This window comes from Streptomyces roseolilacinus (genome assembly GCF_014649335.1).
GTDB classification, from domain to species: domain Bacteria; phylum Actinomycetota; class Actinomycetes; order Streptomycetales; family Streptomycetaceae; genus Streptomyces; species Streptomyces roseolilacinus.
In genome coordinates, this window is the sequence record NZ_BMSV01000008.1 from 184265 (window position 1) to 210479 (window position 26215).

The following is a 26215-nucleotide window of genomic DNA, read 5'->3' on the forward strand; positions in this document are numbered from 1 at the left end:
CCGTGAGCGGCGTCGGCGTTGACATGCCGCCCCGGTCCGGGGACCTCGAGGCGGCGCTCGCCGAGACGATGCGCCGGACCGGCGCGTCCGTCGGCGCCTTCTACCTGCTGGTCCCGGAACAGGACCTGCTGAGGCTGGTGGTGGTCGGCGGAGTGCCCGCCGACCTCGCGACCCCGTGGTCACGGGTCGCCCTCGCCTCCCCGGCGCCGGTCTCCGACGCCCTGCGGGAGGACCGGATGGTCTGGATCGGCGACCAGACGGAGATGGCGCGCAGGTACCCCCGCTCGGCCGTGGCCCTGCCGTACCAGCTCACGCTGGCGGCCGTCCCGGTGAGCGGGGAGCGGCGCTGGGGGTCCCTGCTGCTGATGTGGCCGGGCAGTCACCCGCCCCGCACGTCCCGGCGCGAACGCTCCCACATCACCTCCAGCAGCCGGCGGCTGGCGCGGCTGCTGGACGAGGCGGCGGCCGCCGGTCGGCCGGTGACCGTGCCCGACACGCCGCGCGTGCTGAGCCGCGAGGACGTCCGGGGCCCCACCGGGTCGCAGCCGGCCATGGCGGCCGCCGACTTCGCCGAGCGGCTGCCCGAGGGGTGCTGCGCCCTGGACCTCCAGGGCCGCATCGCCTACGTCAGCGCCAGGGGCGCCGCCCTGCTCGGCGGCGACCCGCAGGCCCTGCTGGGCACGCTGCCCTGGCAGGCCCTGCCGTGGCTGGACGACCCGGTGTACGAGGACCGGTACCGCGCCGCCGTCATCAGCCGCCGGCCCGTGTCCTTCACCGCCTGCCGGCCCCCCGACCGCTGGCTGGACTTCCGGCTCTACCCCGACGCGAGCGGCGTCAGCGTCCGCATCACCCCCGCCGGCCGGCAGCCCGACACGCCCGACGCCACCGGCCCCGACCGGCCGGCGCCCGCCGCCGCACCGGCCCGGGTGGGGCAGCTGTACCAGCTGCTGCACCTGACGGCCGCCCTCACCGAGACGGTGGGCGTGCAGGACGTGGTGGACGTGGTCGCCGACCAGATCATGCCCGCGTTCGGCGCCCAGGGCCTGGTCCTGTCCAGCGCCGAGTCCGGCCGGCTGCGGATCACCGGCTCGCGCGGCTACCCGCGGCACGTCGTCGAACAGCTCGACGGCCTGCCGATGGACACCCGCTTCACCCCCGCCGGGCAGGCGCTGTCCACCGGGGTGCCCTCCTTCTTCAGCCACCCCGACGAGATGGCCCGGATCTACCCGGAGGCACCCCGGGTGAGCGGCAAGCAGGCGTGGGCGTTCCTGCCCATGATCGTCTCGGGCCGCCCGGTCGGCGTCTGCGTGCTCACCTACGACCGCCCGCACACCTTCCCCGCCGAGGAGCGGGCCGTGCTCACCTCGCTGGCGGGCCTCGTCGCGCAGGCCCTGGACCGGGCGCGGCTGTACGACGCCAAGCACCAGCTCGCGCACGGCCTGCAGGAGGCGCTGCTGCCGCACCGGCTGCCGTCCGCTCCCGGGCTGCGCGTCGCGGCCCGCTACCTGCCCGCCACGCGCGGCATGGACATCGGCGGCGACTTCTACGACCTGCTGCGCATCGACGCCACGACGGCCGCCGCGGTCATCGGCGACGTCCAGGGCCACAACGTGGCCGCCGCCGCCCTGATGGGGCAGGTCCGCACCGCCGTCCACACCCACGCCACGGCGGGCGCGGCCCCCGAGGAGGTCCTGGCCCGCACCAACCGGCTGCTGCTGGACCTGGACCCGGGACTCTTCACCACCTGCCTGTACGCACGGTTCGACCTGGACCGCAGACGGGTGCGGATGGTCAGCGCGGGCCACCCGCCGCCGCTGCTGCGCTGCCCCGACGGCCGCGCCCGGCGCCTGGACGTGCCGCCGGGACCGGTGCTCGGGGTCGACCCGGACGCCGTGTACCCGGTGACCGAGCTCGACCTGCCGCCCGGAGCCGTGCTGGTCCTCTACACCGACGGGCTCGTCGAGACCGCCGGGACCGACATCGAGCAGGCCATCGACCGCCTGGCCGGACACCTCGCCACCTGGAGCACCGAGGACCCGGAGCGGCTGCTGGAGCTGCTGCTGGAGCACGCGGACCCGGCCGACCGGCGCACCGACGACATCGCGCTGCTCCTGGTCAGGCTCGGGACGGCCACCGCACCGGCCGACCCGCCCTGAGCCACCGCGCCCGGCCGCCCCGCCTCGAAGGGCCTCCCGGCCGCGGTCGGCGCCTCCCCGCGTCCCCTAGGAGAGGTACGCGAGCCCCGGGTGCTCCGCCCGGTAGGCGTCCAGCAGCCGCCGCGCCACCGCGACCGAGTCGACCAGCGGGTGCAGGGCGAACGCCTTCACCGCCGTCTCCCGCGACCCGCTCTCCGCCGCCGCGAGCACCTCCCGCTCCACCGCCTTCACCGCCGCCACCAGTCCCACCGCGTGGTACGGCAGCGGCGCCACGGACACCGGGTGCGCGCCGTCCGCGTCCACCAGGCACGGCACCTCGACCACCGCGTCCGCGTCGAGCACCGGCAGCGCCGACCGGTTGCGGACGTTCAGGATCAGCGTGGCCCGCTCGTTGCGGGCGACGGCCCGCATCAGTGCGAGCGCCACCTGCTCGTACCCGCCCGGCTCCAGGTCCTCCTCGGCGCGGCCCCCGGCGTCGCCGGCCGCCGCCCGGTTGGCGGCCATGTACGTGGCCTCCCGCTCGGCGAGGGCGCGCCGCCACGCGTCCAGGGCCCGCACCTCCGGCCGGGCGGCCGCCGCGTAGAACCCGGCCTGCTGGTCGCGCAGGTAGGCGCCGCGCGTCCGCTCGGCCTCCCGGTAGGCCCGTACCGTCTCGCGGTTGGCGTAGTAGTAGTGCAGGTACTCGTTGGGGATCGCGCCCAGCGAGCGGAGCCACTCGGCGCCGAACAGCCTGCCCTCCTCGAACGAGCCGAGCGCCTCCTCGTCCGCGAGGAGTCCGGGCAGCAGGTCCCGCCCGCCGACCCGCAGCCCGCGCAGCCAGCCCAGGTGGTTGAGGCCCGCGTAGTCGACCCACACCTCCGCCGGGTCGGCGCCCAGCAGCCGCGCCACCCGCCGGCCCAGTCCCACCGGCGAGTCGCAGATGCCGATCACCCGGTCGCCCAGCACCCGCGACATCGCCTCCGTCACCAGCCCCGCCGGATTGGTGAAGTTGATGACCCAGGCGTCCGGCGCCAGCCGCGCCACGCGCCGGGCGACGTCCACCGCCACCGGGACGGTCCGCAGCCCGTACGCGACGCCGCCCGCGCCCACCGTCTCCTGCCCCAGCACGCCCTCGGCGAGCGCCACCCGCTCGTCGGCGGCCCGGCCGGCGAGGCCGCCGACGCGGATCGCCGAGAAGACGAAGTCCGCGCCGCGCAGCGCCTCGTCGAGGTCGGTCGTCGTCGTCACGGCGGGCGCGTCCGCGACGCCCTCGGCCTGCTCGGCCAGCACGCGGCCGATCGCCGCCAGCCGGCCCGCGTCCACGTCGTGCAGGACGACGCGGGTGACCCGGCCCTCGCCCCGGTCGGCCAGCAGCGCCCGGTGGACCAGCGGCACCCGGAACCCGCCGCCGCCCAGAATCGTCAGCCTCATGCCCGTACGCTACTGCGTCGCCCGTCACCCCAGGTCGAGCGCGTTGGGCAGGCCCATCCGGTACCGGAGCAGGTCGTGCCGCTTGAGCGCCTCCAGCTCCGGCGGGCGGAAGAGCGACCGGACCGTGCAGCGCGGCGCCGTCGAACCCGCCCGGTCCAGCAGGGCGTTGACGGCCTGCCGGGCCGAGGCGTTGGCGCCCTCCATGGTCGCCAGGTCGATGTCGACGGAGACGTAGTCCCCGGCGAGGAAGAAGTTCGGCACCCGCGTCTCGGAGCGGGGCCGGTCGTGGAAGGTGCCCACCGGGTGGACGAGCAGCTCGTCCTCGTTCGTCGGGTGCGGCGTGCCCAGCCCGTCGACCCCCGGGTCCAGGAACCACGAGTGGAGCGCGCCGTCCTTCAGCGCCGGGCTCCCCGTGTCGTTGAGCGCGGCCTTCAGCTGCGCCCACACCTCCCGCGCCACCTGGTCGCGGGTGCACTGCTTGGCGGTCTTCCCGTACAGGACGCCGGGCCGGTCCCACTCCGAGACGTCGACCGACAGGCAGTCCACGACCGTGCCGTCGCCGTACTCGGCGGCGAAGTCCCGGCCCGTCCAGTGGTGGGCCTGCGCGATGGCGGTCAGCGACCAGGGCGAGTCGATGCAGTTCACGTGGCCGCGCACGAGCGGCGGCCGCTCGGTCAGGTAGAACTGGATGCCGGTCATCCAGTCCGTGCGGAGCCGGTCGCACCGGGCGAGCTGCGGGTCGGCCGCCCGCAGCGCCGGCCCCCAGGTGCGGCGGGCGTGCTCCACCGGCAGCGCGCTGACGTAGTGGTCGGCGGTGACCGCGTGGCGCACCCCGTCGGGGTCGTCGACCAGCGCGGCGGTGATCCGGCCGTCGCCGTGGCGCATCTCCCGCAGCGTCCAGCCGATCCTGAACTCCACGCCGAGGGAGCGCAGATGGGCCACCCACGGGTCGATCCACGCCTCGTTCGTCGGCGCGTCGAGGATGCGGTCCGGGGGGCCGTCCGCGCCCCGGCCGAGCGCGTTGAGCACGAACGCCTCGCCGAGCGTGCCGACGGTGCGGGTGCTGGCCTCCTCGGCCTTGGTGGCGACGATGTTGCGGGTGACGCCGACGGCGAGGATCCGCTGGTAGTCGACGGACATCCGGGCGGCGCGGGTGAACTCCCACCACGGGGTGTGCTCCCACACCTCGTCGCGCCGCTCCTGGCAGCTGGTCAGGAAGACGAGGGCGCGGCCGACGAAGTACGCCACCTCGTGGGCGGGCAGCCGGACCGCGGTGTCGAGCAGCGCGGTCAGCGCGCGGCGCAGCTCGTCGGGGGTGAGCCGCTCCGGCCGGTGGCCCGGCCAGGGGATGGCGAAGCGCAGGTCCTCGCGGCCGGTGCGGGCGAACATCATCTCGCGGGGCGCGACGAGGTTGTCGTACACGCCGTTCGGGTTCCCGGGGAACGGGATGCGCCGCATCGTGTCCGGCAGGTTGTGGTAGATGCCCGGGACGAACCGGAAGCCGTGCTCGGCCGGGAGCGGTCTGCGGCCGCCCCGCGCGCTGTCCGGCACGTCCATGCTGCGCGCCTTGCCGCCGAGGGCCCGCCGCTCGTACACGGTGACGGAGAAGCCCCGCTCGGCCAGTTCGTGCGCCGCCGTCAGCCCCGCGACGCCGCCGCCCATGACCGCGACGGTGCCGCCGCCCGCGGAGCGCGCGGGGCGGGGCGCCGAGGCCCGGGCCGGGCCGGCGGCCCCCGCGCCGGTGACGGCGGCCGCGCCCGCCACGAACACGCGTCGTGTCGTACCCGTACGCTCCATGCCCACCCCTTTACCGGCGGTAACCAACACGTCCGGCGCAGGAGGATAGGGCCGCCCCCTCGAACCCGGAAGCACCGCGCGGCACGGGCCGCGCACCATGGCCGGAACCCGCCTGGAGACGGCCGCCGGGCACAATGGCCCCATGTCGCGACGCAAGCCCCGCCCGAAGCCCGCCCCCGCCGCCCCGGCCGTCCGGCCGGAGGGCCCGTGCCCCTGCGGGCTCCCCGCCCCGTACGCGGAGTGCTGCGGCCGCTTCCACGCGGGCGACGCGAAGGCCCCGACCGCGGAGCGGCTGATGCGGTCCCGCTACAGCGCCTTCGTGACGCGCGACGAGCCCTACCTGCTGCGCACCTGGTCACCCGCCACGCGGCCGCACGCCGTCGACTTCGACCCGGACACGCGCTGGGAGGGCCTGGAGGTCCTGGACACCACCGACGGGACCCTCTTCCACACCACCGGCACGGTCACCTTCACCGCCCGCTACACCCACCGCGGCGAGCCGGGCGCCCTGCGGGAGCGCAGCCGCTTCGAGAAGGCGGACGGCGGATGGCTGTACGTGGACGGCACCTTCGACTGACCGGTCAGCGGATGCCGCCGCCGGGGCGGAGCACCAGACCCGGGTTGTACGCGGCGAGCACCTTGTTCGCGCGGGCCAGCGCCGCCAGGGCGTGCTCCCGGTCGGCCTGGTCCTCCTGGCACATCGGTCCGCGGAAGCGGCGCACCTCGCGGGCCGCGCACTCGGCGTCGATCTCCGCCTGCAGGACACCCGTCGGCATGCAGGACCCGATCAGGGCGGCGACGTGGTCGGGGATCGGGACGGGGATGAGGCGCGACACGGTCACGGGGGGTCCTTACTGCTGTCCTGCTTGTGGCAGGCGTCGGGTGCGGGGTGTACCCCCCTATGGTGACGGCTCCGGGGCACCGGTTCTCACCCGGGTCTGTATCCGTCTTGCAACCGTTTCGGCGTTTCCCTCCCCCGCCAGGGGTACCCGAGCGGGTCGGAGGTGATCGCATGCCCGAGCCCGGCAGCAAGAAGTACGACATCCACCGCGCCCGGCTCCGCAAGGAGGCCGAGGGCCGCGGCGTCTCCGACCAGGACGCCAACGACGAGGCGAACGCGACGCTGCGGAGGTCGCCGGTCCGGCGCTCCCGGGGTTCCCGCACCGAACGCGGCCGCGGACCCGAGGGCGAACGCCGGGGGGAGTGACCCGGCGGACGGCGGGGGCGGGCACGGGCTGCCGTACGGGGCCCGTGCCCGCCCCCGCCGCGTGCCCGCCGCGGTGCGGGGAGCCGGGGGGCCGCCGGCCCGCCACGGCGCGGCGGGCCTCACGGTCCCGACAGCACCTCGTCCAGGTCGTACGCGACCAGCTCCTCCACCTGCGCGTAGCCGCACCCGGCCGCCGTCCGGTCCGGGCGCCACCGGCGGAACCGGGCCGTGTGCCGGAACCGGTCGCCCTCCATGTGGTCGTACCCCACCTCGCACACCCGCTCCGGGCGCAGCGGCACCCACGACAGGTCCTTCCCGCCCGACCAGCGGCTCGGCGCCCCCGGCAGCCGGGCGTCCTCGTGCGCGGCGGCGTCCGTCCACGCCGCCCACGGGTGCCCGTCCGGCGGGTCCATGACGAGCGGCGCCAGCTCTCCGACCAGCTCCCTGCGCCGCCCGGCCGTGAACGCGGCGCACACCCCGACGTACTGGAGCGCGCCCTCGGCGTCGTGGAGCCCGAGCAGCAGCGAGCCGACGACGGGGCCGCTCCGGTGGAACCGGTAGCCCGCCACCACCACGTCCGCCGTGCGCTCGTGCTTGATCTTGTACATGAGCCGCGCGTCCGGCCGGTAGCGCAGGTCGAGCGGCTTGGCGACCACCCCGTCGAGCCCCGCGCCCTCGTACTGCTCGAACCACCGCCGCGCCACGTCGACGTCGGTCGTCGCGGGCGCCAGGTGCACCGGCGGCCGCACCCCGCGGAGCACCCGCTCCAGCGCCGCCCGCCGCTCCGTCAGCGGCCGGTCCATCAGGGACGCGTCCCCCAGCGCCGGCAGGTCGAAGGCGACGAACCGCGCCGGGCTCCGCTCGGCCAGGAGCCGCACCCGGGAGTCCGCCGGGTGGATGCGCTCGGCCAGCCGGTCGAAGTCCAGCCGCCCGTCGTGGGGGACCACGATCTCGCCGTCCACGACGCACCGCTCCGGCAGCAGCCGCCGCGCCGCGTCCACCAGCTCGGGGAAGTACCGGGTCAGCGCCTTCCCGGTGCGGCTGCCGATCAGGACCTCGTCCCCGTCCCGGTGGACGAGGGCGCGGAAGCCGTCCCACTTCGCCTCGTAGTGCATCCCCGGCGGGATGGTCCGCACGCTCTTCGCCAGCATCGGTCTCACGGGCGGCGTCACCGGCAGGTCCATGGCACGATTCTGCGCCCGGACCCGTCCGATGTGCGCGTCGTGCGTGCTCCGCCTACGGTGGCGCCCATGGGAGAAGCGGTGGAGCTGGAGGCCGGTGGGCGGACCGTGCGCCTGTCCCACCCCGACAAGGTGTACTTCCCCGAGCGCGGGTTCACGAAGCTGGACGTCGCCCGGTACTTCCTCGCCGTCGGCGACGGCATCACCCGGGCGCTGCGCGACCGGCCCACCACCCTGGAGCGCTTCCCGGACGGGATCGGTGGCGAGTCGTTCTTCCAGAAGAGGGCCCCGAGGAACCTCCCCGACTGGATCCCCACCGCCCGCGTCGCCTTCCCCAGCGGCCGCCGCGCCGACGAGTTCCGCCCCACCGGGATCGCCGCCGTCCTGTGGGCGGCCAACCTCGGCACGCTCACCTTCCACCCCTGGCCGGTGCGCGGCGACGCCACGGACCACCCCGACGAACTGCGCGTCGACCTCGACCCGCAGACGGGCACCGGCTTCGCCGAGGCGGTCCGCGCCGCGCGCGAGCTGCGCGGGCTCCTCGACGAGTACGGGCTGCGCGGCTGGCCCAAGACGTCCGGCGGCCGGGGCCTGCACGTCTTCGTGCCCATCGAGCCGCGCTGGACGTTCACCGAGGTGCGCCGCGCCGCCATCGCCCTGGGCCGCGAACTGGAACGCCGGATGCCCGGCGAGGTCACCACCGCCTGGTGGAAGGAGGAGCGCGGCGCGCGGATCCTCGTCGACTACAACCAGACGGCCCGCGACCGCACCGTCGCCTCCGCCTACTCCGTACGCCCCGGGCCGCACGCCCCCGTCTCGGCGCCCCTGCGCTGGGAGGAGCTCGACGGCGCCGACCCGCGCGACTTCGACCTCGCCACCATGCCGGCCCGGTACGCCGAGCAGGGCGACGTCCACGCCGACATGGACGACCACGCCTTCGCCCTGGAGGGGCTCCTGGAACGCGCCGAGCGCGACGAGCGGGACCACGGGCTCGGAGACCTGCCGTACCCGCCGGACCACCCCAAGATGCCCGGAGAGCCCAAACGGGTGCAGCCGAGCCGCGCCAAGAAGGAGTGACCCCCATGCTCACCACCCGCTTCGTCACCGGGTCCCCCGTCTGGGTCGACCTCGGCACGCCCGACCTCGACGGGGCCCGGTCGTTCTACCGGGCGCTGTTCGGCTGGGAGTTCGCGCCGGCGGGCCCCGGCACCGGTGGCTACGGGATGTTCACCCGGGAGGGCCGGACCGTCGCGGGCGGCATGACCGCCCCGCCGGAGCGGGGCGGATCGGCCTGGACGCTGCACTTCCGCGTCCCCGACGCCGACGCCGCCGCGACCGCCGTACGGGCGGGCGGCGGCAGCGTCGCCCTCGACCCGATGGACGTCCTCGACCTCGGCCGCACGGCCCTGTTCACCGACCCCACCGGCGCGGACTTCGGCGTCTGGCAGCCCGGCGCGAACCAGGGCCTCGACGTGGCCGGCGAACCCGGCGCGCTGTGCTGGACCGAGTTGTACACCCCGGATCCCGTGGCCGACCTGTCCTTCTACGACCTGGTCTTCGGCACGGAGGCCCACACCTTCGCCGAGGGGGCGGGCGGGGCGTACACGCTGCTCCGGCCGGCCGGCACCGGACCGGCCTCGCCCGATGACGCGTTCGGCGCCGTCGTCCCGCTCGCGAGCGACCCGGTCGAGGCGGCCGACGGCCCGTCCTGGACGCCGTACTTCGAGGTCGAGGACCTCGACGCGGTCGTCGCGGAGGCCGAACGGGGCGGCGGGAAGGTCCGCAGGGGCCCCGCCGACCTGGCGGGCCTCGGCCGCTGCGCCAAGCTCACCGACCCGTACGGCGCCCGTTTCGCGGTCCTGCGCGCCGGCCGCCGCGAAGCGTGACACGCCTGGCCGGGCAACCCCTTGTCCTGTCACCCTGCGCGGGGCGATCCTGACCGGGAGCGACCGCCCGGCCGGGCGTTGATCCGTCGTTGACAAGTCGTTTATCGGCCTTGGGCAGCGTGGTCCGCATGCCGACGTACCGCATCGAAGAGCGCACCGAACACCGCACCGTCGTCCGCGCGGAGGACCGCGCCGAAGACCGCACCGTGGTCCGCATCGAGGACCGCACCGCCCCCGACTCCGCCCCGGCGGACGCCGAGCTCTCCTGGCAGGAGACCGCCCTGTGCGCCCAGACGGGGCCCGAGCTGTTCTTCCCCGAGCCGGGCTCGTCGACCCGCGAGGCGAAGTTCCTCTGCGGGATGTGCGAGGGCCGCGTGGCCTGCCTGGAGTACGCCCTCAGGCACGACGAGCGGTTCGGCGTGTGGGGCGGGCTCTCGGAGCAGGAGCGGTACGCGCTCAAGCGGCGGCGCGCCGGCCGCCGCTGAGCGCCCGTCGTCCGGCGGGCCCGCCGCCCCCGACGGCCACCGGCCGTCAGCGTCCGGCGCGGGCCGCCATCCGGGCCTTGCGCGCGGCGAGCTTCTCGTCGAACTTCGCCGCCTCCGTGTCCAGCCCGTTCATGTACAGGCCCAGCTCCTCCTGCGCCTTGAGGCCCTCCGGGCCGAGCCCGTCGATCTCCAGGACCTTGAGGAACCGCAGCACCGGCTGGAGCACGTCGTCGTGGTGGATGCGCAGGTTGTAGATCTCGCCGATGGCCATCTGGGCCGCCGCGCGCTCGAAGCCCGGCATGCCGTGCCCGGGCATCCGGAAGCCGACCACCACGTCCCGGACCGCCTGCATGGTGAGGTCGGGGGCGAGTTCGAAGGCCGCGCCCAGCAGGTTCCGGTAGAAGACCATGTGCAGGTTCTCGTCCGTCGCGATGCGCGCCAGCATGCGGTCGCACACCGGGTCGCCCGACTGGTGCCCGGTGTTGCGGTGCGAGATCCGCGTCGCCAGCTCCTGGAACGCCACGTACGCCACCGAGTGCAGCATCGAGTGCCGGTTGTCCGACTCGAAGCCCTCGCTCATGTGGGCCATGCGGAACTGCTCCAGCTTGTCCGGGTCCACCGCCCGCGAGGCGAGCAGGTAGTCCCGCATCACGATGCCGTGCCGGCCCTCCTCGGCGGTCCAGCGGTGCACCCAGGTGCCCCAGGCGCCGTCCCGGCCGAAGAGGGTGGCGATCTCGTGGTGGTAGCTCGGCAGGTTGTCCTCCGTGAGCAGGTTCACCACCAGGGCGATCCGGCCCACGTCGGACACCTTCGACTGCTGCGGGTCCCAGGGCTCGCCGTCCTCGAAGAGGCCCGGGAAGTTCCGGCCGTCCGACCACGGCACGTACTCGTGCGGCATCCAGTCCTTGGCGACGGTGAGGTGGCGGTTCAGTTCCTTCTCGACCACCTCTTCCAACGCGTACAGCAGTCTGGCATCAGTCCATTCCGCCGAACTGCCGAGGTGGGGAGAGGTAAGGGTCACGGGGGCTCCTGAAAGAACGATCACTACCTACGGATTCGTAGGTTACGAGACCGTAGGCTAAACAGGCCGTAAGGCCTCCGCCAAGCCCGCCCATGGCGATGACCGCTTACGTTCCGTTATGGGAGGAGGTGAGAGCGTCCAGGTCCAGACGGCGTGTGATGCCGATCGCCTCCAGGAACGGCGTGTCGTGGCTCGCCACGAGCAGCGCGCCCTCGTACGCCTCCAGCGCCTGCGTGAGGCTCCGCACGCTCGCCGTGTCCAGGTTGTTCGTCGGTTCGTCCAGCATCAGCAGCTGCGGCGCGGGCTCGGCCAGCAGCAGCGCCGCCAGCGTCGCCCGGAAGCGTTCGCCGCCCGACAGCGTCCCGGCCCGCTGGTCGGCCTTCGCGCCCCGGAACAGGAACCGCGCGAGGCGCGCCCGGACGCGGTTCGGCGTGGCGCCGGGCGCGAACCGCGCCACGTTCTCGACGACGGTCAGCCCGTCGTCCAGGACGTCCAGCCGCTGCGGCAGGAAGCGCAGCGGCACCCGCACGACCGCCTCGCCCGCCCGCGGCTCCAGCTCCCCGGCGACCGTCCGCAGCAGCGTCGACTTGCCCGATCCGTTCCGCCCCACCAGGGCGATCCGCTCCGGTCCGCGCACCTCGAACTCGCCGTCGAGCCGGGCACCGTGGCGCAGCGTCAGGTCGCGCAGCAGCAGCACGCCCCGTCCCGGCGGCACGGCCGTGTACGGCAGCTCGACCCGGATCGCCTCGTCGTCCCGCACCGCCTCCACGGCCTCGTCCAGCCGCTCCCGCGCCTGGTCCAGCCGCTTGGCGTGGACGGCCCGGTGCTTGCCGGCCGAGACCTGCGCGGCGCGTTTGAGGTTGCCCGCGACGATCGGCGGCACCACCTTGTTCGCGGCGCTCTTCTCCCCGTACCTCCTCCGCTTGGCCAGCTTGGTCTGCGCCTCGGTCAGTTCGCGCCGCTGCCGGCGCACGTCGGACTCGGCGGCGCGGACCATCCGCTCGGCCGCCTCCTGCTCGGCGGCGACGGCCTCCTCGTACGCGGAGTAGGGGCCGCCGTACCAGGCCACCTCGCCGTCGCGCAGCTCCGCGACGCGGTCGACCCGCTCCAGCAGCTCCCGGTCGTGGCTGACCACGAGGAGGACGCCCGGCCAGGCGTCGACCGCCGCGTACAGGCGGCGCCGGGCGTGCAGGTCGAGGTTGTTCGTCGGCTCGTCGAGCAGCAGGACGGCGGGCCGCGCCAGGAGCAGGGCGGCGAGCCTCAGCAGCACGCACTCGCCGCCCGAGACCTCCCCGGTGGTGCGGTCCAGGCCGATCCGGTCGAGCCCGAGCTGGTCGAGCGTGGCGCGCGCCCGCTCCTCCACGTCCCAGTCGTCGCCGACGGCCGTGAAGTGCTCCTCGCGCGCGTCGCCCGACTCGATGGCGTGCAGGGCGGCCCGCGTGCCGGCGATGCCCAGGGCCTCGTCGACCCGCAGCCGGGTGTCCAGCGCGGCGTCCTGCGGGAGGTAGCCGACGTCCCCGGCGGCGCGGACGGTCCCGGCGGCCGGCGCCAGCTCGCCGGCCAGCAGTTTCAGCAGGGTCGACTTGCCCGACCCGTTCCGGCCGACGAGGCCGGTGCGGCCGGGGCCGACCGCGAGGTTCAGCCCGTCCAGGACGGGGGTGCCGTCGGGCCAGGCGAAGGTCAGGCCGGCGCAGGAGAGGGCGGGGTGGGCGGGGGGAAATGACATGAGCGTCTCCCGGTTGCGTGAGAGGGGTCGAGGGCAACGGGCGAGACACCGGGGAGGCGACCGGGTGGGGCGGCGGCACACCGCGCGGGCGACCGCCGGGACGGCGGTGCGGGAAGGCGGGGGACGGGCTCGTACGCCGAGGTCGCACTCGGGCGGCACGCACGGCGCGCGGAGGCGCGGCGGTGCGGCGGCACGGTGTCTCAAGACCTCAGACGAGCAATGTCCTACTCCGATCGACGGCTACAGGGCCGAGGAGAACCCTAGGAGGGGCCCGGCGCGGGCGGCAAACGATTTACGGCCCCGCCCGCCCCGCCCGCCCCGCCGGTCAGTGCGCGTCGCGCAGCAGCTGGGCCAGGTCGCGGTCCAGGTCGAGGAAGAGGCGCTCGCACCCGGAGGGCACCGCCCGCTCGGTGCGGGCCAGGAAGCGGCGGATCTCGCCGGTGCGGACGTGGACCACGGCGACGCCCTCGACGGCGTGGAACTCCACCACCGTCCGGTCGTGGCCGAACGGCCGGATCCGCACGTCGCCGACGCCGGCGGGCGCGTCCGCCCCCGCCGCGAGCAGCTCGCGGGAGAACTCCCAGACGGCCTCCACCCCTTCGAGGGTGGCCGGCGCGGGGAAGGCCATGCGGACGGCGAAGGGGTCGGCGGGGTCGTAGCGGAGGACGGTCGGGACGACGTCCATGCGGGGCGCGGACGCGACGAGGCGGGCTTGCAGGGCCTGTTCGATGACGGTGGACACGTCCGGCTCCCTCGTAGGTCTCCCTGTTCACGGGAGAGGACGGCGAATCCGGCCACGACGTGCACTGTCAGCCACTGTGACCTGCGTCACGGAGGTGGGTGCCCTGGACGGGGCGCGGGGAGGGCAGTACGTTCCGGCGCCATGACAGCCATGGGGAAGACGAGACGGTCGGTGTCACTGGCACTGTGTGGGGCGGTCGTGGCCGTGACGGCCCTGCTCACCGGCCCGGCGGCGCAGGCCGGGCCGGTCCCGGCCAGGGCGGCCGAGGTGACCGCAGGGGCCGGGGGCGGGATCGGCTGGCGGCCGGCCGCGACGGGGAGCACGGCCCGGTTCCGCGGCCTGGCCGCCGTGAGTCGCGACGCGGCGTGGGTCGCCGGATCGCGCGGCACGGTCCTGCGCACCGCCGACGGGGGCCGCGCCTGGCGGGACGTGTCCCCGCCGGGCGCCGGGGAGCTGGAGTTCCGGGACGTCGAGGCGTTCGACGAGCGCCACGCGGTGGTCCTGGCCATCGGGGAGGGCGACGCGTCCCGCATCCTGCGCACCGAGGACGGCGGGAGCACCTGGACGGAGGGGTTCCGCAACCCCGACCCACGGGCGTTCTACGACTGCCTCGCCTTCTTCGACCGGCGCCACGGCCTCGCCGTGAGCGATCCCGTCGACGGCCGGTTCCGCGTCCTGTCCACGGCGGACGGCGGGCGCACCTGGCGGGTCCTGCCCGACGCCGGGATGCCGGAGGCGCTCCCGGGCGAGGCCGGGTTCGCGGCGAGCGGCCAGTGCCTGGTGACCTCCGGTCCCCGCGACGTGTGGCTGGCGACCGGCGGCGGCGCGGCCGGCCGCGTGCTGCACTCCGGCGACCGGGGCCTGACCTGGACCGCCGCCGACGCGGTGATGCCGGCGGGCGACCCCGCGCGCGGGGTGTTCGGGCTCGCCTTCCGGAACCGCGCGCACGGCCTCGCGGTCGGCGGCGACTACCGCGCCGACCAGCCGTCCCCGCACGCCGCCGCCGTCACCCGGGACGGCGGCCGCACCTGGCGCCCGGCCGCCGCGCCGCCGCCCGCCTACCGCTCCGGCGTCGCGTGGCTGCCGCACAGCCGCTCGGCGGCGCTCGCGGTGGGCCCGACCGGCACGGACCTCACCACGGACGGCGGTCGCACCTGGCGGACCGTCGACACCGGTTCGTACGACACCGTCGACTGCGCCCCCGACTTCGGGTGCTGGGCCTCCGGCGCCCAGGGGCGCGTGGCGCGGCTCGTCGCCCACGGGGGTGCCGGCCACGTCCGGGAGCCCTAGGCTGACGGGCACTATGACGATCCTCGAAACACCCGCCGGCTGGCCCGCCGACGAGACCGAGGCCCTGGCCGTCCAGGACGGGCTGCGCGCCCGCGTGGTCCTGGACGAGCCGGGGCCCCCGGTCGGCACGGGCCTCGTGGCCGGGGTCGACGTGGCGTACGACGACGAGCGCGACCTCGTCGCCGCGGCCGCCGTCGTGCTGGACGCCCGCACCCTCGACGTGGTCGACGAGGCCACCGCGGTCGGCCGGGTCTCCTTCCCGTACGTGCCCGGCCTCCTGGCGTTCCGTGAGCTCCCCGCCGTCCTCGCCGCGCTGGACGCCCTGACGACCGGGCCCGACCTCGTCGTCTGCGACGGCTACGGGCAGGCCCACCCGCGCCGCTTCGGCCTCGCCAGCCACCTGGGCGTGCTCACCGGCCTGCCGGCGCTCGGGGTCGCCAAGAACCCCTTCGCCTTCACGTACGAGCAGCCCGGCCCCCGGCGCGGCGCCGCCAGTCCGCTGCTCGCCGGGACGGAGGAGGTGGGGCGCGCCCTGCGCACCCGCGACGGCGTGAAGCCGGTCTTCGTCTCGGCCGGGCACCGCGTCACCCTGGACGGGGCCTGCGCCCACACCCTGGCGCTGACGCCCCGCTACCGCCTGCCGGAGACGACCCGGTACGCCGACGCCCTGTGCCGCCGGGCGCTGCGGGAGGCCGCGGTCCGGCAGGGGAGCGGCTTGTGATCGGCCGCCTCCAGTGCGTGGTCCTCGACTGCCCGGACCCGAAGGGCCTGGCCCGCTTCTACCGGGACGTGCTGGGCGGCGAGGTCGACCGCCCCGACCCCCGCTGGTCCCTCGACGACGACTGGGCGACGCTCCACCTCGACGACGGCCGCGTCCTGGCCTTCCAGCGCGCGGCCGCCCACCGGCCCGACCCGGAGCACCCCCAGCGGTCCCACCTCGACGTCGGCGTGGCCGACCCGGCGCGAGCCCGCGACGAGGTCGTGGCGCTGGGCGCGTCCGTCCTGGACGCGGGCGGCCCGGACCGGGGCTGGATCGTCTGCGCCGACCCGGCCGGCCACCCGTTCTGCCTCGTACGGGAGTGACCGTCCCCGCCCGCGAGCCGTCCGCGCCCCCGTCCCGCCCGTGCGCCGGGGCTCAGCGGGCGTCCGCGACCCGGAAGCGGACGCCCGCCGCGCGGAGCCGCGCCAGGAGCGCGTCGCCCATCGCGACCGCCGTCGTCACCTGCCCGGCCGTCCTCGGCAGGCCGCTGTCGAAGGCGAGGCACAGCGCCGACTCGGCGAGCATCTTCGCCGTCTCGTCGTAGCCCGGGTCGCCGCCCGAGACCTCCGTGCACACCCGCCGCCCGCCGCCCTCGCCGACGAACCGCACCCGGAACCAGCTGCGCCGCCTGCGCTCCGCGTCCGGCCCGCTGCCCGGCGCGTGGCGGCTCATCAGCCAGCGCCGCGCCGGCGGCAGCTGCGCCAGCGCGAAGCCCGCCCCCACGGCCGCCGCGCCGCCCAGCGCCACCGGCAGCGTCCGCACCGCCGCGTAGTGCCGGTAGCGGAAGTCCGGCCCGTACACCGGCAGCGCCGCCGCCGACCGGGCCACGACCCGCGGGTCCAGCGTCGGCAGCGGCAGCGCCCACGCGCCCGTCTCCCGGCTGAACCGCGGCCCGCCCAGCGGGGCCACGGCCCGCCGCCCCACCTGCCGCGGCTCGTGCAGCCGCCGCTCCCGCGCCGCCCTCGCCGTCTGCCGGCCCCGGCCCAGGGCGGTGAGCGCGGAGGCGAACGTGCCGCCCGAGAACAAGGCGTTCGTCCGGACGAACCCGTCGACCCGCAGCGGCACGTCCCGCGGCAGCTGCCCCACGGTGAAGTAGACGCCCAGGTCGTGCGGGACCGAGTCGAAGCCGCAGGCGTGCACCAGCCGCGCCCCCGTCTCCCGCGCCCGCGCGTCATGGCGTACGTACATCAGGTCGACGAACTCCGGCTCGCCCGTCAGGTCGACGTAGTCCGTGCCCGCCTCGGCGCAGGCGGCGACGAGCGGTTCGCCGTACCAGACGTACGGGCCGACCGTCGTGGCCACCACCCGAGCCGACTCGGCGAGGCCGCGCAGCGCCTCCGCGTCACCGGCGTCCGCCACCAGCAGCGGCAGCCCGGCGCACCGCGGGTGCTCGGTGGCGAGCCGGTCGCGCAGCCGCTCCAGCCTGTCCCGGTCCCGCCCGGCGAGCGCCCAGCGGCAGCCGGCCGGCGCGTGCGCGACGAGGTACCGGGCGGTGAGCTCCCCGACGAACCCGGTCGCCCCGAAGAGAACCACGTCGAACGTCCGTGGCGTGCCGTCCCGCGTGTCCATCCGGTCTCCTCCGCCGCTGCTCCGGTGGGCTGATGTGAGGAGGCAGAGGCTAGCGCCCGCCCCGCTCCCCGCCTTCCCGGGGTACCGTCCGCGCGGACCCGCCCGAAGGGGTTGTGCGCGGTGGAACACGTTCTTAACATCATCACTGTCACAGCGGAAGTGTCACAGTGGAGTGGCGAGGGGGCCGGATGACGGCGACGACGGGCACCGGCCCGCTCCGCGGAGTGCGCGTGGTCGAGCTGGCCGGCATCGGCCCCGGCCCGTACGCGGCCATGCTCCTCGCCGACCTCGGCGCCGACGTCGTCCGCGTCGACCGGCCCGGCGGCGCCGGCCTCGGCATCGACCCCGCGTACGACCTCACCAACCGCAACAAGCGCTCCGTCCTCGTCGACCTCAAGGCCGACGACGGGCCCGCGGCCGTACTCGACCTCGTCGAACGCGCCGACGTCCTCATCGAGGGCTACCGCCCCGGCGTCGCCGAACGCCTCGGCGTCGGCCCCCGCGCGTGCCTCGCCCGCAACCCGAGGCTGGTGTACGGGCGGATGACCGGCTGGGGCCAGGAAGGGCCGCTCGCCCACCGCGCCGGCCACGACATCACGTACCTCGCCGTCACCGGCACCCTGTCCATGATCGGCGCGCCCGGCGGGCCGCCGGCCGTCCCCGCCAACCTGCTGGGCGACTACGCGGGCGGCTCCCTCTACCTCGTCGTCGGCGTCCTCGCGGCACTGCACCACGCCCGCGCGGAGGGCGGCACCGGACAGGTCGTCGACGCCGCGATCACGGACGGCGCCGTCCACCTCGCCACGATGATCCACGGCATGCTCGCGGCCGGCGCCTGGCAGGACCGGCGCGGCACCAACCTCCTCGACGGCGGCTGCCCCTTCTACGGCACGTACGAGACCTCCGACGGCGGCCACATGGCGGTCGGCGCGCTGGAACAGCGGTTCTACGACGAGTTCACCCGCCTCCTCGGACTCGACGAGCACACCGCCGCCGCCCGCCACGACCCCGCCCGCTGGGACGAGCTGCGCACCGCCGTCGCCGCCCGGTTCCGCACCCGCGACCGCGCCGAGTGGACCGCCCTGTTCGAGGACACCGACGCCTGCGTCGCCCCCGTCCTGTCGCTGCGCGAGGCCCCCGGCCACCCGCACCTCGCCGCCCGCTCCACCTTCACCGCGCACGGCGGACTCACCCAGCCCGCGCCCGCGCCCCGCTTCTCCGCGACCCCGGGCTCCGTGCGCCGCCCGCCCGCCCGGCCGGGCGCCGACGCCGACGAGGTCGCCCGCGACTGGGACGTACCGAGCATCCACCCCGCCGACAGGAGGCCGAGTTGAAGCGCCGGATCTTCGACGCCGAGCACGACGCGTTCCGCGACACCGTCCGCACCTTCCTCGCCAAGGAGGTCCTGCCGCACTACGACCGGTGGGAGAAGGACGGCGTCGTCGCGCGCGAGGCCTGGCTCGCCGCCGGCCGGCAGGGCCTCCTCGGCCTCGCCGTCCCCGAGGAGTACGGGGGCGGGGGCAACCCCGACTTCCGCTACGGCGCCGTCCTCGCCGAGGAGTTCACCCGCGCCGGCGCCCCCGGCCTCGCCATCGGCCTGCACAACGACATCATCGGCCCGTACCTGACCGACCTCGGCACCGACGAGCAGAAGCGCCGCTGGCTGCCCGGCTTCTGCACCGGCGAGACCGTCACCGCCATCGCCATGACCGAGCCCGGCGCCGGATCCGACCTCCAGGGCATCCGCACCACCGCCGAGGACCGCGGCGACCACTGGCTGCTCAACGGCTCCAAGACGTTCATCTCCAACGGCATCCTCGCCGACCTCGTCGTGGTCGTCGCGAAGACCACCCCCGAGGGCGGCGCCCACGGCCTGTCCCTCCTCGTCGTCGAACGCGGCATGCCCGGCTTCGAACGCGGCCGCAACCTCGACAAGATCGGCCAGAAGGCCCAGGACACCGCCGAGCTGTTCTTCCACGACGTCCGCGTTCCCAAGGAGAACCTGCTCGGCGAGGTCGACGGCGCCTTCGTCCACCTGATGACCCACCTCGCCCAGGAGCGCCTGGCCATCGCCGTCGCCGCCGCGGCGGGCGCCGAACACCTCCTGGAGATCACCACCGCGTACGTCAAGGAGCGCGAGGCGTTCGGCCGGCCCCTCGCCAGGCTCCAGCACGTCCGCTTCGAGATCGCCGAGATGGCCACCGAGTGCGCCGTCACCCGCGCGTTCCTCGACCGCTGCATCGAGGACCACGTGGACGGCGGGCTCGACGCCGTCCACGCCTCCATGGCCAAGTGGTGGGCGACCGAGCTCCAGAAGCGGGTCGCCGACCGGTGCCTCCAGCTCCACGGCGGGTACGGCTACATGAGCGAGTACCCGGTCGCCCGGGCGTTCACCGACGGGCGGATCCAGACCATCTACGGCGGCACGACCGAGATCATGAAGGAGATCATCGGCCGTTCGCTGCTCGGCTGACCCACCCCGGACGTCGAAGCGACCCCTCCCGCGACGCGAAAGGCCCGACCAGTGACCACCGAAGCGTACGTGTACGAAGCGATCCGCACCCCGCGCGGGCGCGGCAAGGCCAACGGCTCCCTCCACGGCACCAAACCCATCGACCTCGTCGTCGGCCTGATCCACGAGCTGCGCGACCGCCTCCCCGGACTCGACCCCGCCGCCGTCGACGACATCGTCCTCGGCGTCGTCTCCCCGCTCGGCGACCAGGGCTCCGACATCGCCAAGATCGCGGCCATCGCCGCCGGACTGCCCGACACCGTCGCCGGCGTCCAGTCGAACCGCTACTGCGCCTCCGGGCTGGACGCGGTCAACACCGCCGCCATGAAGGTCCGCTCCGGCTGGGAGGACCTCGTCCTCGCCGGCGGCGTCGAGTCGATGTCCCGCGTGCCGATGGGCTCCGACGGCGGCGCCTGGATGTCCGACCCGATGACCAACCACGACACCCGCTTCGTCCCCCAGGGCATCAGCGCCGACCTCATCGCCACCGTGGAGGGCTTCTCCCGGCGCGACGTCGACGAGTACGCGGCGCTCTCCCAGGAACGCGCCGCGACCGCCTGGAAGGAAGGCCGCTTCGACCGGTCCGTCGTCCCCGTCAAGGACCGCAACGGCCTCGTCGTCCTCGACCACGACGAGCACCTGCGCCCCGGCACCACCGCCGACAGCCTCGCCGCGCTCAAGCCGTCCTTCGCCGGCATCGGGGAGATGGGCGGCTTCGACGCCGTCGCCCTGCAGAAGTACCACTGGATCGAGAAGATCGACCACGTCCACCACGCCGGCAACTCCTCCGGCATCGTCGACGGCGCCGCCCTCGTCGCCATCGGCTCCCGCGAGGTCGGCGAACGGTACGGGCTGACGCCGCGCGCCCGCATCGTCTCCGCCGCCGTCTCCGGCTCCGAACCCACCATCATGCTCACCGGCCCCGCCCCCGCCAGCCGCAAGGCGCTCGCCAAGGCCGGACTCACCATCGACGACATCGACCTCGTCGAGATCAACGAGGCGTTCGCCGCGGTGGTCCTGCGCTACGCCCGGGACATGGGGCTGCCCCTCGACAAGACCAACGTCAACGGCGGCGCCATCGCGCTCGGCCACCCCCTCGGCGCCACCGGCGCGATGATCCTGGGCACCCTCGTCGACGAACTGGAGCGCCAGGACAAGCGGTACGGCCTCGCGACCCTCTGCGTCGGCGGCGGCATGGGCATCGCCACCATCGTCGAGCGTCTCTGACCGCCCCGTCCGACCCCCGTCACGGAAGAAGCACCCATGACCGCCATGCCGACGCGTTCCACCATCCGCTGGGAGCAGGACGAGACCGGCGTCGTCACCCTCGTCCTCGACGACCCCGACCAGTCCGCCAACACCATGAACGAGGCGTTCCGCACCTCGATCGCCGCGATCGCCGACCGGGCGGAGGCGGAGAGGGACTCCATCCGCGGCATCGTCTACACCTCCGCCAAGAAGACCTTCTTCGCGGGCGGCGACCTCAAGGACATGATGAAGGCCGGCCCGGCCGACGCCCAGCGGGTCTTCGACGCGTCCTGCGACGTCAAGCGCTCCCTGCGCCGCATCGAGACCCTCGGCAAGCCCGTGGTGGCCGCGATCAACGGCGCCGCGCTTGGCGGCGGGTACGAGATCGCCCTCGCCTCCCACCACCGGATCGCCCTCGACGCGCCCGGTTCGAGGATCGGCCTGCCCGAGGTCACGCTCGGCCTGCTCCCCGGAGGCGGCGGCGTCACCCGCGCCGTACGGCTCATGGGCGTCACGGACGCCCTGCTGAAGGTGCTCCTCCAAGGCACGCAGTACCCGCCACGGCGCGCCCTGGAGAACGGCCTGGTCCACGAGGTCGCCGAGACGCCCGAGGAGATGATCGCCAAGGCCCGCGCGTTCATCGACGCGCACCCCGAGTCCCGCCAGCCCTGGGACGAACCCGGCTACAAGATCCCCGGCGGGACGCCCGCGCACCCCCGGTTCGCCGCGAACCTGCCGGCCTTCCCCGCCAACCTGAAGAAGCAGCTGAACGGCGCCCCCTTCCCCGCCCCGCGCAACATCCTCGCGGCGGCCGTCGAGGGGTCCCAGGTCGACTTCGAGACGGCGCAGGTCGTCGAGGCCCGCTACTTCACCGAACTGGTCACCGGCCAGACCGCCAAGAACATGATCCAGGCGTTCTTCTTCGACCTCCAGGCCGTCAACGCCGGCCGCAGCCGCCCCCGGGGAGTGGAACCGCGCACCGTCCGCAAGGTCGCCGTCCTCGGCGCCGGCATGATGGGCGCCGGCATCGCGTACGCCTGCGCGAAGGCCGGTGTCGAGGTCGTCCTCAAGGACGTCTCCGAGGAGGCCGCGGCCAAGGGCCGGGCGTACTCCGAGAAGCTGTGCGCCAAGGCGGTGGAGCGGGGCCGCACCACCCGGGAGAAGGCCGACGCGCTGCTGGCCCGGATCCGGCCCACCGCCGACGCGGCCGACCTCGCCGGCTGCGACGCCGTCATCGAGGCCGTCTTCGAGGACACCGCGCTCAAGCACAAGGTGTTCCAGGAGGTCCAGGGCGTCGTCGCGCCCGACGCCCTGCTGTGCTCCAACACCTCGACCCTGCCGATCACCGCCCTCGCCGAAGGCGTGGAACGGCAGGCGGACTTCATCGGCCTGCACTTCTTCTCACCCGTCGACAAGATGCCGCTCGTCGAGATCGTCAAGGGCGAGCGGACCGGCGAGGAGGCACTGGCCCGAGCCTTCGACCTCGTCCGGCAGATCCACAAGACGCCCATCGTCGTCAACGACTCGCGCGGCTTCTTCACCTCACGCGTCATCGGCCAGTTCATCAACGAAGGCGTCGCCATGGTCGGCGAGGGCGTCGAGCCCGCGTCCGTCGAGCAGGCCGCGGGCCAGGCGGGATACCCGGCGAAGGTGCTGTCCCTGATGGACGAACTGACCCTGACCCTGCCCCGCAGGATCCGCGACGAGACGCGGCGCGCGGTGCAGGAGGCGGGCGGCACCTGGCGCACGCACCCCGCGGAGGCCGTCATCGACCGGATGGTCGACGAGTTCGACCGGCCCGGCCGCAGCGGTGGCGCGGGCTTCTACGACTACGACGAGAACGGCCGGCGCACCGGCCTCTGGCCGGGCCTGCGGGAACACTTCACCCGGCCGGACGCGGACGTCCCGTTCGAGGACATGCAGGAACGGATGCTGTTCTCCGAGGCACTCGACTCGATCCGCTGCCTGGAGGAGGGCGTCCTCACCTCCGTCGCCGACGCCAACATCGGCTCCGTGATGGGCATCGGCTTCCCCGCCTGGACCGGTGGCGTGCTCCAGTACGCCAACGGCTACCGGGGCGGACTGCCCGGCTTCGTCGCACGGGCACGCGAACTGGCCGAACGCTACGGCGAGCGGTTCGAGCCGCCGGCCCTGCTGGTGGAGAAGGCCGAGCGGGGCGAGGTCTTCAAGGACTGATTTTTGGGCTCGTTCCGCCTCCGGGGCGCTGTGTGCGGGTGTCGGGAAGTCGACCGTGCTCGGCCCCTCGTACCTCGGGGCCTGCGCGCGCTCGTCTTCCCGACACCCGCGCGCCCCTTCGGCTCCACGAGCGCTACAGGGGGGCACCCGCCCCCTCCCGACATCCGCGTGCCTTCGGCTCCACGGCGGGCGTCCCCCTTCGGCTCCACGAGCGCTACAGGGGGGGCGTCCCCGGAGAGGGGAGTGTGCCTAGGGGACGCGGAAGGCGGCCCGCAGTTCGTCGGTCAGGGACCGTTGGAAGGCGGTGACCAGGGCCTGCACCACCAGGGGCTGCATGTGCGCGGACAGGGACTTCATCGCCCTGACGTGCTGCGGGTCCTCCGGGTCCGCCTCCCGCTCCCGGTACGGGTTCCACACCTCGTCCCGGAACAGCCGGGTCAGCTCCTGGGCCGCGTCGCGGGTGTGCTCGACCAGCACCTCGCGGGCGGCCACGATCGTGGCGTGCGGGATCGGCACGTCGAGCAGCTGCAGCCCGAGCCGCAGGAGCCCGAGGTCGACGCGGAGGAGCCCCTCCTCGTCCGGGCCGGTGAGCACGTCCATCGCGGTGAGCAGGTCCATGTCCGCGTCGGTCAGCTCCCGTCCGGCCCGCCGCTCCAGCTCGGCCCGCGTCAGGTGCTCCGCGGCGTCCGGCGACCAGGTGGCCACCAGGGCCCGATGGATGGCCAGGCCGTGGGCGTCCACGTCCGCGGGGAGCTGCTCCAGGTACCGCTCGATCGCCGCGAGGGTCATGCCCTGGTGCTGGAGCTCCTCGATGAGCGCCAGCCGCGCCAGGTGCTCGGCCCCGTACCGGCCGACCCGGCGGGGGCCGATGACGGGCGGCGGCAGCAGCCCGCGCGTGCTGTAGAAGCGGATGGTGCGGACGGTGACGCCCGCGCGCGCGGCGAGCTCGTCCACGGTGAACGCCGACTGCTGCGTCTCGGTCGCCAAGGGGGCCTCGTTTCCACTGTGGTGTCGCACTGCTGCAACAGTATTGCTGTCCCACCACCGCTGTGAAGGAGAGGCGGGGTGATCTGCGGGCTGATGAGCTGCTGCTTCGCCGTCCGGGGAAGGGGATGGGCACTCGGCCGCGGGGCGCCGTTGTCGGCCGTGGCTGACCCCTGCGTCCGGCACGGTCGTGGCACGAACCTCAGCCGACGGCATCCCGTTATGACGGCGGGTGCGCCGACCGGTCAGGCGCGCGTGTGCCTCGCCGCACCCCCACAGGTCTCCACCGCGCTGCCAGTGCCGTCGACCAGAGCGAGCCACGGCGGCCGGCACGTGTTGACGCGGCCTGTGCCCCCAGCTGGGGAAGCTTGCGCTCCGCGCGGCCGGTGGGCTTGTCGACGATCCTGCTCCGACCTGCCTGATCACAACCTTGTGCAACACGCTTTAGGGTGTGTGCCGGTCGGCCCCGGGCGCGGGGCCCCAAGGGGGCGGGGAAGAGGATGTCGGTGGAACGTCACATAGCGGGGATGCTCCAGCAGATCGCCCGGCAGCAGGACACCGTCGAGATCGCCCCTCAGGGCTCCACGCCGAAGGCGGCCGCCCTGGCGCACGTGGCGGAGCAGTACGGCTACACGTACGGCATGGCGTACAGGACCGGGTTCAAGAACTCGCTCATCCAGGTCCGGATGTACCGGGACCCGCGGCCCGCCGCCCGCGTCCGCGAGGCGGCCACCATCACCGCCCATCCGCAGGCGGGCAACCGCGGGACGGTGCCGGGGCTGGAGCAAGGCTCGCTGAAGCCGCTCCCCGAAGCGGTCGCTGCCGTGGCCGTGCTGAAGGACCTCATCACCTTCGACGTCATGGCCCTTTACGTAGCCGACCGGAGACAGAAGGTGATGGGCTACCTCGCCTGCGCGGTCCTGACCGCCCTCCTGCTTGTCGACGGGTCGCCGGTCGAAGCAGTCGCCTCCGGCGGGGCGGTCGCGCTGCTCTTCACCGTGGCGTTCACGGTGGGCGCGACCCGCCGCGGGAAGATCGCACAGCGGCTGACGGACGCCGGGTACCTCGCGGTGCGCGACGAACAGGGCGGCCAGCGATTCCTGCGCCCGGGGCAGCAGTTGCCCGGCCACCCCGATCCATCCGCCGCCTGAGGCCCTGGCCTGCGGCGCAAGCAGGACTGGAACACCGCGCTGCACCTCATCCCACTCCATGAGTGCCTCTGAATCACCGGGACCGGCGGGAGGAGCGCGCCGGGCAGCTGGGGGCCGGCCGTCTCCCCGTGCCCTGGGGCAGCGGCTGGAGGCAGGCGTTTTCGGCGGGGTGGCAACCCTTCTCGAGTCTGCGGCGACTGAGGAGCAGCCCGTTCCTCACGGGCGCCCCCCACGTACGTACAGATCGGGAAGACACGCATGGCTGAGCGGCCCGGCCACGGTAAGGCGCGGCATCGCAGGAGGACGGCCCTGTTCTCGGGAATCCCGCTGGCGCTGGCCGCCGCAGGGGCCGTGGCCTACGGCACGGCTTTCGGGGTGTTCGGACAGGACATGGAGCCGAAGGCCGCGGCGGTGCCGTCGAGCGCGTCGGCCTACCCGGGCCCCGGGAGGGTCACCGGCGACGTCGTCGTCCACGACCCGACCATGCTGCGGGCGCCCGACGGCGGAAAGGACCTGCTCGTCTACCACTACTACGACGGCAGGGACGGCGGTGCTCCCAAGCTCGGCCTCAACCTGCTCGAGTGGAGCGGCGGCTGGCCCTCCGCGTACTGACCGGCGCTCGGCGGCGAGGAGGCGGCGGTTCACGCAAGGACCACCTGCGCCCTGTCGCGCCGGTGGCCCGAGCCGGAGGCCGCCTACCGCCGCCGGCACCGCGAGCGCGCCCGCAACGACTTCGGCCTCGGCGCCGTGCAGGACGTGCGGGTGGGCCCGTACCCGTGGGTCGCCGACATGGTGGGCCGGCGGGGCGTGCGCACGGGCAGCGGCGGCGTCCCGGTGACGGTCCAGGACCACGACGGCTGAGCCGGCCGGCCTCCCTGCCGGCGCGGACCGACG

23 protein-coding genes and 2 pseudogenes are annotated in these 26215 nt (G+C 74.8%); 16 read left to right on the top strand and 9 right to left on the bottom strand.

Annotated features, from left to right (window positions below; genetic code table 11):
* The first annotated feature begins 23 nt into the window (after nucleotides 1-23).
* Nucleotides 24-2156, top strand: a complete 2133-nt coding sequence (locus IE106_RS20630; protein WP_189536551.1) for a SpoIIE family protein phosphatase — start codon at nucleotides 24-26, stop codon at nucleotides 2154-2156.
* A 66-nt stretch (nucleotides 2157-2222) separates the two neighbouring features.
* Here the strand turns inward: IE106_RS20630 and IE106_RS20635 are convergent, their stop codons facing one another.
* Nucleotides 2223-3566: a 6-phospho-beta-glucosidase gene (locus IE106_RS20635; protein WP_189536214.1), complete on the bottom strand. Its 1344-nt coding sequence runs from the start codon at nucleotides 3564-3566 to the stop codon at nucleotides 2223-2225.
* 24 nt (nucleotides 3567-3590) lie between these two features.
* Nucleotides 3591-5363: a hydroxysqualene dehydroxylase gene (locus IE106_RS20640; RefSeq protein WP_189536216.1), complete on the bottom strand. Its 1773-nt coding sequence runs from the start codon at nucleotides 5361-5363 to the stop codon at nucleotides 3591-3593.
* Between the two features lie 142 nt (nucleotides 5364-5505).
* Between IE106_RS20640 and IE106_RS20645 the strand changes: the two genes are divergently transcribed.
* Nucleotides 5506-5940 (top strand): YchJ family protein, encoded by a 435-nt coding sequence (locus IE106_RS20645; protein WP_189536218.1) that lies wholly within the window; start codon nucleotides 5506-5508, stop codon nucleotides 5938-5940.
* Nucleotides 5941-5944: 4 nt separating this feature from the next.
* On the opposite strand, the gene IE106_RS20650 is transcribed toward IE106_RS20645, so the two are convergent.
* Nucleotides 5945-6205, bottom strand: a complete 261-nt coding sequence (locus IE106_RS20650; protein WP_189536220.1) for a hypothetical protein — start codon at nucleotides 6203-6205, stop codon at nucleotides 5945-5947.
* A gap of 170 nt (nucleotides 6206-6375) precedes the next feature.
* Here IE106_RS20650 and IE106_RS20655 point away from each other — a divergent pair, with 170 nt between their 5' ends.
* Complete coding sequence (locus tag IE106_RS20655) at nucleotides 6376-6570, top strand: hypothetical protein (RefSeq protein ID WP_189536222.1); 195 nt, start codon at nucleotides 6376-6378, stop codon at nucleotides 6568-6570.
* 119 nt (nucleotides 6571-6689) lie between these two features.
* Here IE106_RS20655 and IE106_RS20660 read toward each other — a convergent pair whose 3' ends face one another.
* On the bottom strand, nucleotides 6690-7754 hold the full coding sequence (locus IE106_RS20660) for an ATP-dependent DNA ligase (RefSeq protein WP_189536224.1): 1065 nt from the start codon (nucleotides 7752-7754) through the stop codon (nucleotides 6690-6692).
* A 66-nt stretch (nucleotides 7755-7820) separates the two neighbouring features.
* Between IE106_RS20660 and ligD the strand changes: the two genes are divergently transcribed.
* The 3 genes from ligD (at nucleotide 7821) to IE106_RS20675 (ending at nucleotide 10122) form a co-directional block, all read left to right on the top strand.
* A complete protein-coding gene (gene ligD / locus IE106_RS20665) occupies nucleotides 7821-8828 on the top strand; it encodes a non-homologous end-joining DNA ligase (protein WP_189536226.1) in 1008 nt (335 codons plus the stop codon).
* Nucleotides 8829-8833: 5 nt separating this feature from the next.
* Nucleotides 8834-9637 carry a VOC family protein gene (locus tag IE106_RS20670; RefSeq protein ID WP_189536228.1) on the top strand — a complete coding sequence of 268 codons (804 nt, stop codon included), beginning with the start codon at nucleotides 8834-8836 and terminating at the stop codon, nucleotides 9635-9637.
* Nucleotides 9638-9852: 215 nt separating this feature from the next.
* The gene (locus tag IE106_RS20675; protein WP_308427890.1) at nucleotides 9853-10122 is read left to right on the top strand and encodes a WhiB family transcriptional regulator; all 270 of its coding nucleotides are present in this window, start codon (nucleotides 9853-9855) and stop codon (nucleotides 10120-10122) included.
* Nucleotides 10123-10168: 46 nt separating this feature from the next.
* Here the strand turns inward: IE106_RS20675 and IE106_RS20680 are convergent, their stop codons facing one another.
* The 3 genes from IE106_RS20680 to ssgD all read right to left on the bottom strand — a co-directional run bounded on the left by IE106_RS20680 (nucleotide 10169) and on the right by ssgD (nucleotide 13611).
* On the bottom strand, nucleotides 10169-11143 hold the full coding sequence (locus IE106_RS20680; RefSeq protein WP_189536232.1) for an acyl-ACP desaturase: 975 nt from the start codon (nucleotides 11141-11143) through the stop codon (nucleotides 10169-10171).
* Nucleotides 11144-11249: 106 nt separating this feature from the next.
* Nucleotides 11250-12869 carry an ABC-F family ATP-binding cassette domain-containing protein gene (locus tag IE106_RS20685; RefSeq protein ID WP_189536234.1) on the bottom strand — a complete coding sequence of 540 codons (1620 nt, stop codon included), beginning with the start codon at nucleotides 12867-12869 and terminating at the stop codon, nucleotides 11250-11252.
* A 325-nt stretch (nucleotides 12870-13194) separates the two neighbouring features.
* Entirely contained in the window at nucleotides 13195-13611 is a 417-nt protein-coding gene (gene ssgD, locus IE106_RS20690; protein ID WP_189536236.1) for a spore wall synthesis regulator SsgD, read from the bottom strand.
* A 141-nt stretch (nucleotides 13612-13752) separates the two neighbouring features.
* Here ssgD and IE106_RS20695 point away from each other — a divergent pair, with 141 nt between their 5' ends.
* Genes IE106_RS20695 through IE106_RS20705 form a run of 3 tightly spaced genes read left to right on the top strand, consistent with a single transcriptional unit; the run spans nucleotide 13753 to nucleotide 15984 of the window.
* Nucleotides 13753-14901, top strand: a complete 1149-nt coding sequence (locus tag IE106_RS20695; protein ID WP_189536238.1) for a beta propeller repeat protein — start codon at nucleotides 13753-13755, stop codon at nucleotides 14899-14901.
* A gap of 13 nt (nucleotides 14902-14914) precedes the next feature.
* Nucleotides 14915-15622, top strand: coding sequence for an endonuclease V (locus IE106_RS20700; protein WP_189536240.1), 708 nt, complete (start codon nucleotides 14915-14917; stop codon nucleotides 15620-15622).
* Complete coding sequence (locus tag IE106_RS20705) at nucleotides 15619-15984, top strand: VOC family protein (RefSeq protein WP_189536242.1); 366 nt, start codon at nucleotides 15619-15621, stop codon at nucleotides 15982-15984. Before IE106_RS20700 ends, IE106_RS20705 begins: the two co-directional genes overlap by 4 nt.
* A 52-nt stretch (nucleotides 15985-16036) precedes the next feature.
* On the opposite strand, the gene IE106_RS20710 is transcribed toward IE106_RS20705, so the two are convergent.
* On the bottom strand, nucleotides 16037-17230 hold the full coding sequence (locus IE106_RS20710; protein ID WP_189536245.1) for a saccharopine dehydrogenase family protein: 1194 nt from the start codon (nucleotides 17228-17230) through the stop codon (nucleotides 16037-16039).
* Nucleotides 17231-17418: 188 nt separating this feature from the next.
* Between IE106_RS20710 and IE106_RS20715 the strand changes: the two genes are divergently transcribed.
* From IE106_RS20715 to IE106_RS20730, 4 genes are read left to right on the top strand one after another with little or no spacing between them, the layout of a single operon-like run.
* Nucleotides 17419-18564 carry a CaiB/BaiF CoA transferase family protein gene (locus IE106_RS20715; RefSeq protein ID WP_189536247.1) on the top strand — a complete coding sequence of 382 codons (1146 nt, stop codon included), beginning with the start codon at nucleotides 17419-17421 and terminating at the stop codon, nucleotides 18562-18564.
* On the top strand, nucleotides 18561-19703 hold the full coding sequence (locus IE106_RS20720; RefSeq protein ID WP_189536248.1) for an acyl-CoA dehydrogenase family protein: 1143 nt from the start codon (nucleotides 18561-18563) through the stop codon (nucleotides 19701-19703). Before IE106_RS20715 ends, IE106_RS20720 begins: the two co-directional genes overlap by 4 nt.
* Nucleotides 19704-19754: 51 nt before the next feature.
* A complete protein-coding gene (locus IE106_RS20725; RefSeq protein ID WP_189536251.1) occupies nucleotides 19755-20969 on the top strand; it encodes an acetyl-CoA C-acetyltransferase in 1215 nt (404 codons plus the stop codon).
* 45 nt (nucleotides 20970-21014) lie between these two features.
* Nucleotides 21015-23186 carry a 3-hydroxyacyl-CoA dehydrogenase NAD-binding domain-containing protein gene (locus tag IE106_RS20730; RefSeq protein WP_189536553.1) on the top strand — a complete coding sequence of 724 codons (2172 nt, stop codon included), beginning with the start codon at nucleotides 21015-21017 and terminating at the stop codon, nucleotides 23184-23186.
* A gap of 249 nt (nucleotides 23187-23435) precedes the next feature.
* Here IE106_RS20730 and IE106_RS20735 read toward each other — a convergent pair whose 3' ends face one another.
* Nucleotides 23436-24173, bottom strand: a complete 738-nt coding sequence (locus IE106_RS20735) for a MerR family transcriptional regulator (protein ID WP_189536253.1) — start codon at nucleotides 24171-24173, stop codon at nucleotides 23436-23438.
* Between the two features lie 503 nt (nucleotides 24174-24676).
* On the opposite strand from IE106_RS20735, the gene IE106_RS20740 reads away from it, so the two are divergent.
* From IE106_RS20740 to IE106_RS20750, 3 genes and pseudogenes are all read left to right on the top strand, one after another.
* The gene (locus tag IE106_RS20740) at nucleotides 24677-25321 is read left to right on the top strand and encodes a hypothetical protein (RefSeq protein ID WP_189536255.1); all 645 of its coding nucleotides are present in this window, start codon (nucleotides 24677-24679) and stop codon (nucleotides 25319-25321) included.
* A 258-nt stretch (nucleotides 25322-25579) separates the two neighbouring features.
* Nucleotides 25580-25825: pseudogene (locus tag IE106_RS31010) on the top strand (hypothetical protein); the annotation flags it as partial.
* A gap of 159 nt (nucleotides 25826-25984) precedes the next feature.
* Nucleotides 25985-26176 (top strand): annotated as a pseudogene (locus IE106_RS20750) (Appr-1-p processing protein); the annotation flags it as partial.
* Between the last annotated feature and the right edge of the window lie 39 nt (nucleotides 26177-26215).

Bases quoted from the DNA above. Each gene is read 5' to 3' on its own strand.
- IE106_RS20630 (WP_189536551.1), top strand. From the start codon at position 24: ATGCCGCCCCGGTCCGGGGACCTCGAGGCGGCGCTCGCCGAGACGATG.
- IE106_RS20635 (WP_189536214.1), bottom strand. From the start codon at position 3,566: ATGAGGCTGACGATTCTGGGCGGCGGCGGGTTCCGGGTGCCGCTGGTC.
- IE106_RS20640 (WP_189536216.1), bottom strand. From the start codon at position 5,363: ATGGAGCGTACGGGTACGACACGACGCGTGTTCGTGGCGGGCGCGGCC.
- IE106_RS20645 (WP_189536218.1), top strand. From the start codon at position 5,506: ATGTCGCGACGCAAGCCCCGCCCGAAGCCCGCCCCCGCCGCCCCGGCC.
- IE106_RS20655 (WP_189536222.1), top strand. From the start codon at position 6,376: ATGCCCGAGCCCGGCAGCAAGAAGTACGACATCCACCGCGCCCGGCTC.
- IE106_RS20660 (WP_189536224.1), bottom strand. From the start codon at position 7,754: ATGGACCTGCCGGTGACGCCGCCCGTGAGACCGATGCTGGCGAAGAGC.
- ligD (WP_189536226.1), top strand. From the start codon at position 7,821: ATGGGAGAAGCGGTGGAGCTGGAGGCCGGTGGGCGGACCGTGCGCCTG.
- IE106_RS20670 (WP_189536228.1), top strand. From the start codon at position 8,834: ATGCTCACCACCCGCTTCGTCACCGGGTCCCCCGTCTGGGTCGACCTC.
- IE106_RS20685 (WP_189536234.1), bottom strand. From the start codon at position 12,869: ATGTCATTTCCCCCCGCCCACCCCGCCCTCTCCTGCGCCGGCCTGACC.
- IE106_RS20695 (WP_189536238.1), top strand. From the start codon at position 13,753: ATGACAGCCATGGGGAAGACGAGACGGTCGGTGTCACTGGCACTGTGT.
- IE106_RS20700 (WP_189536240.1), top strand. From the start codon at position 14,915: ATGACGATCCTCGAAACACCCGCCGGCTGGCCCGCCGACGAGACCGAG.
- IE106_RS20710 (WP_189536245.1), bottom strand. From the start codon at position 17,230: ATGGACACGCGGGACGGCACGCCACGGACGTTCGACGTGGTTCTCTTC.
- IE106_RS20715 (WP_189536247.1), top strand. From the start codon at position 17,419: ATGACGGCGACGACGGGCACCGGCCCGCTCCGCGGAGTGCGCGTGGTC.
- IE106_RS20730 (WP_189536553.1), top strand. From the start codon at position 21,015: ATGCCGACGCGTTCCACCATCCGCTGGGAGCAGGACGAGACCGGCGTC.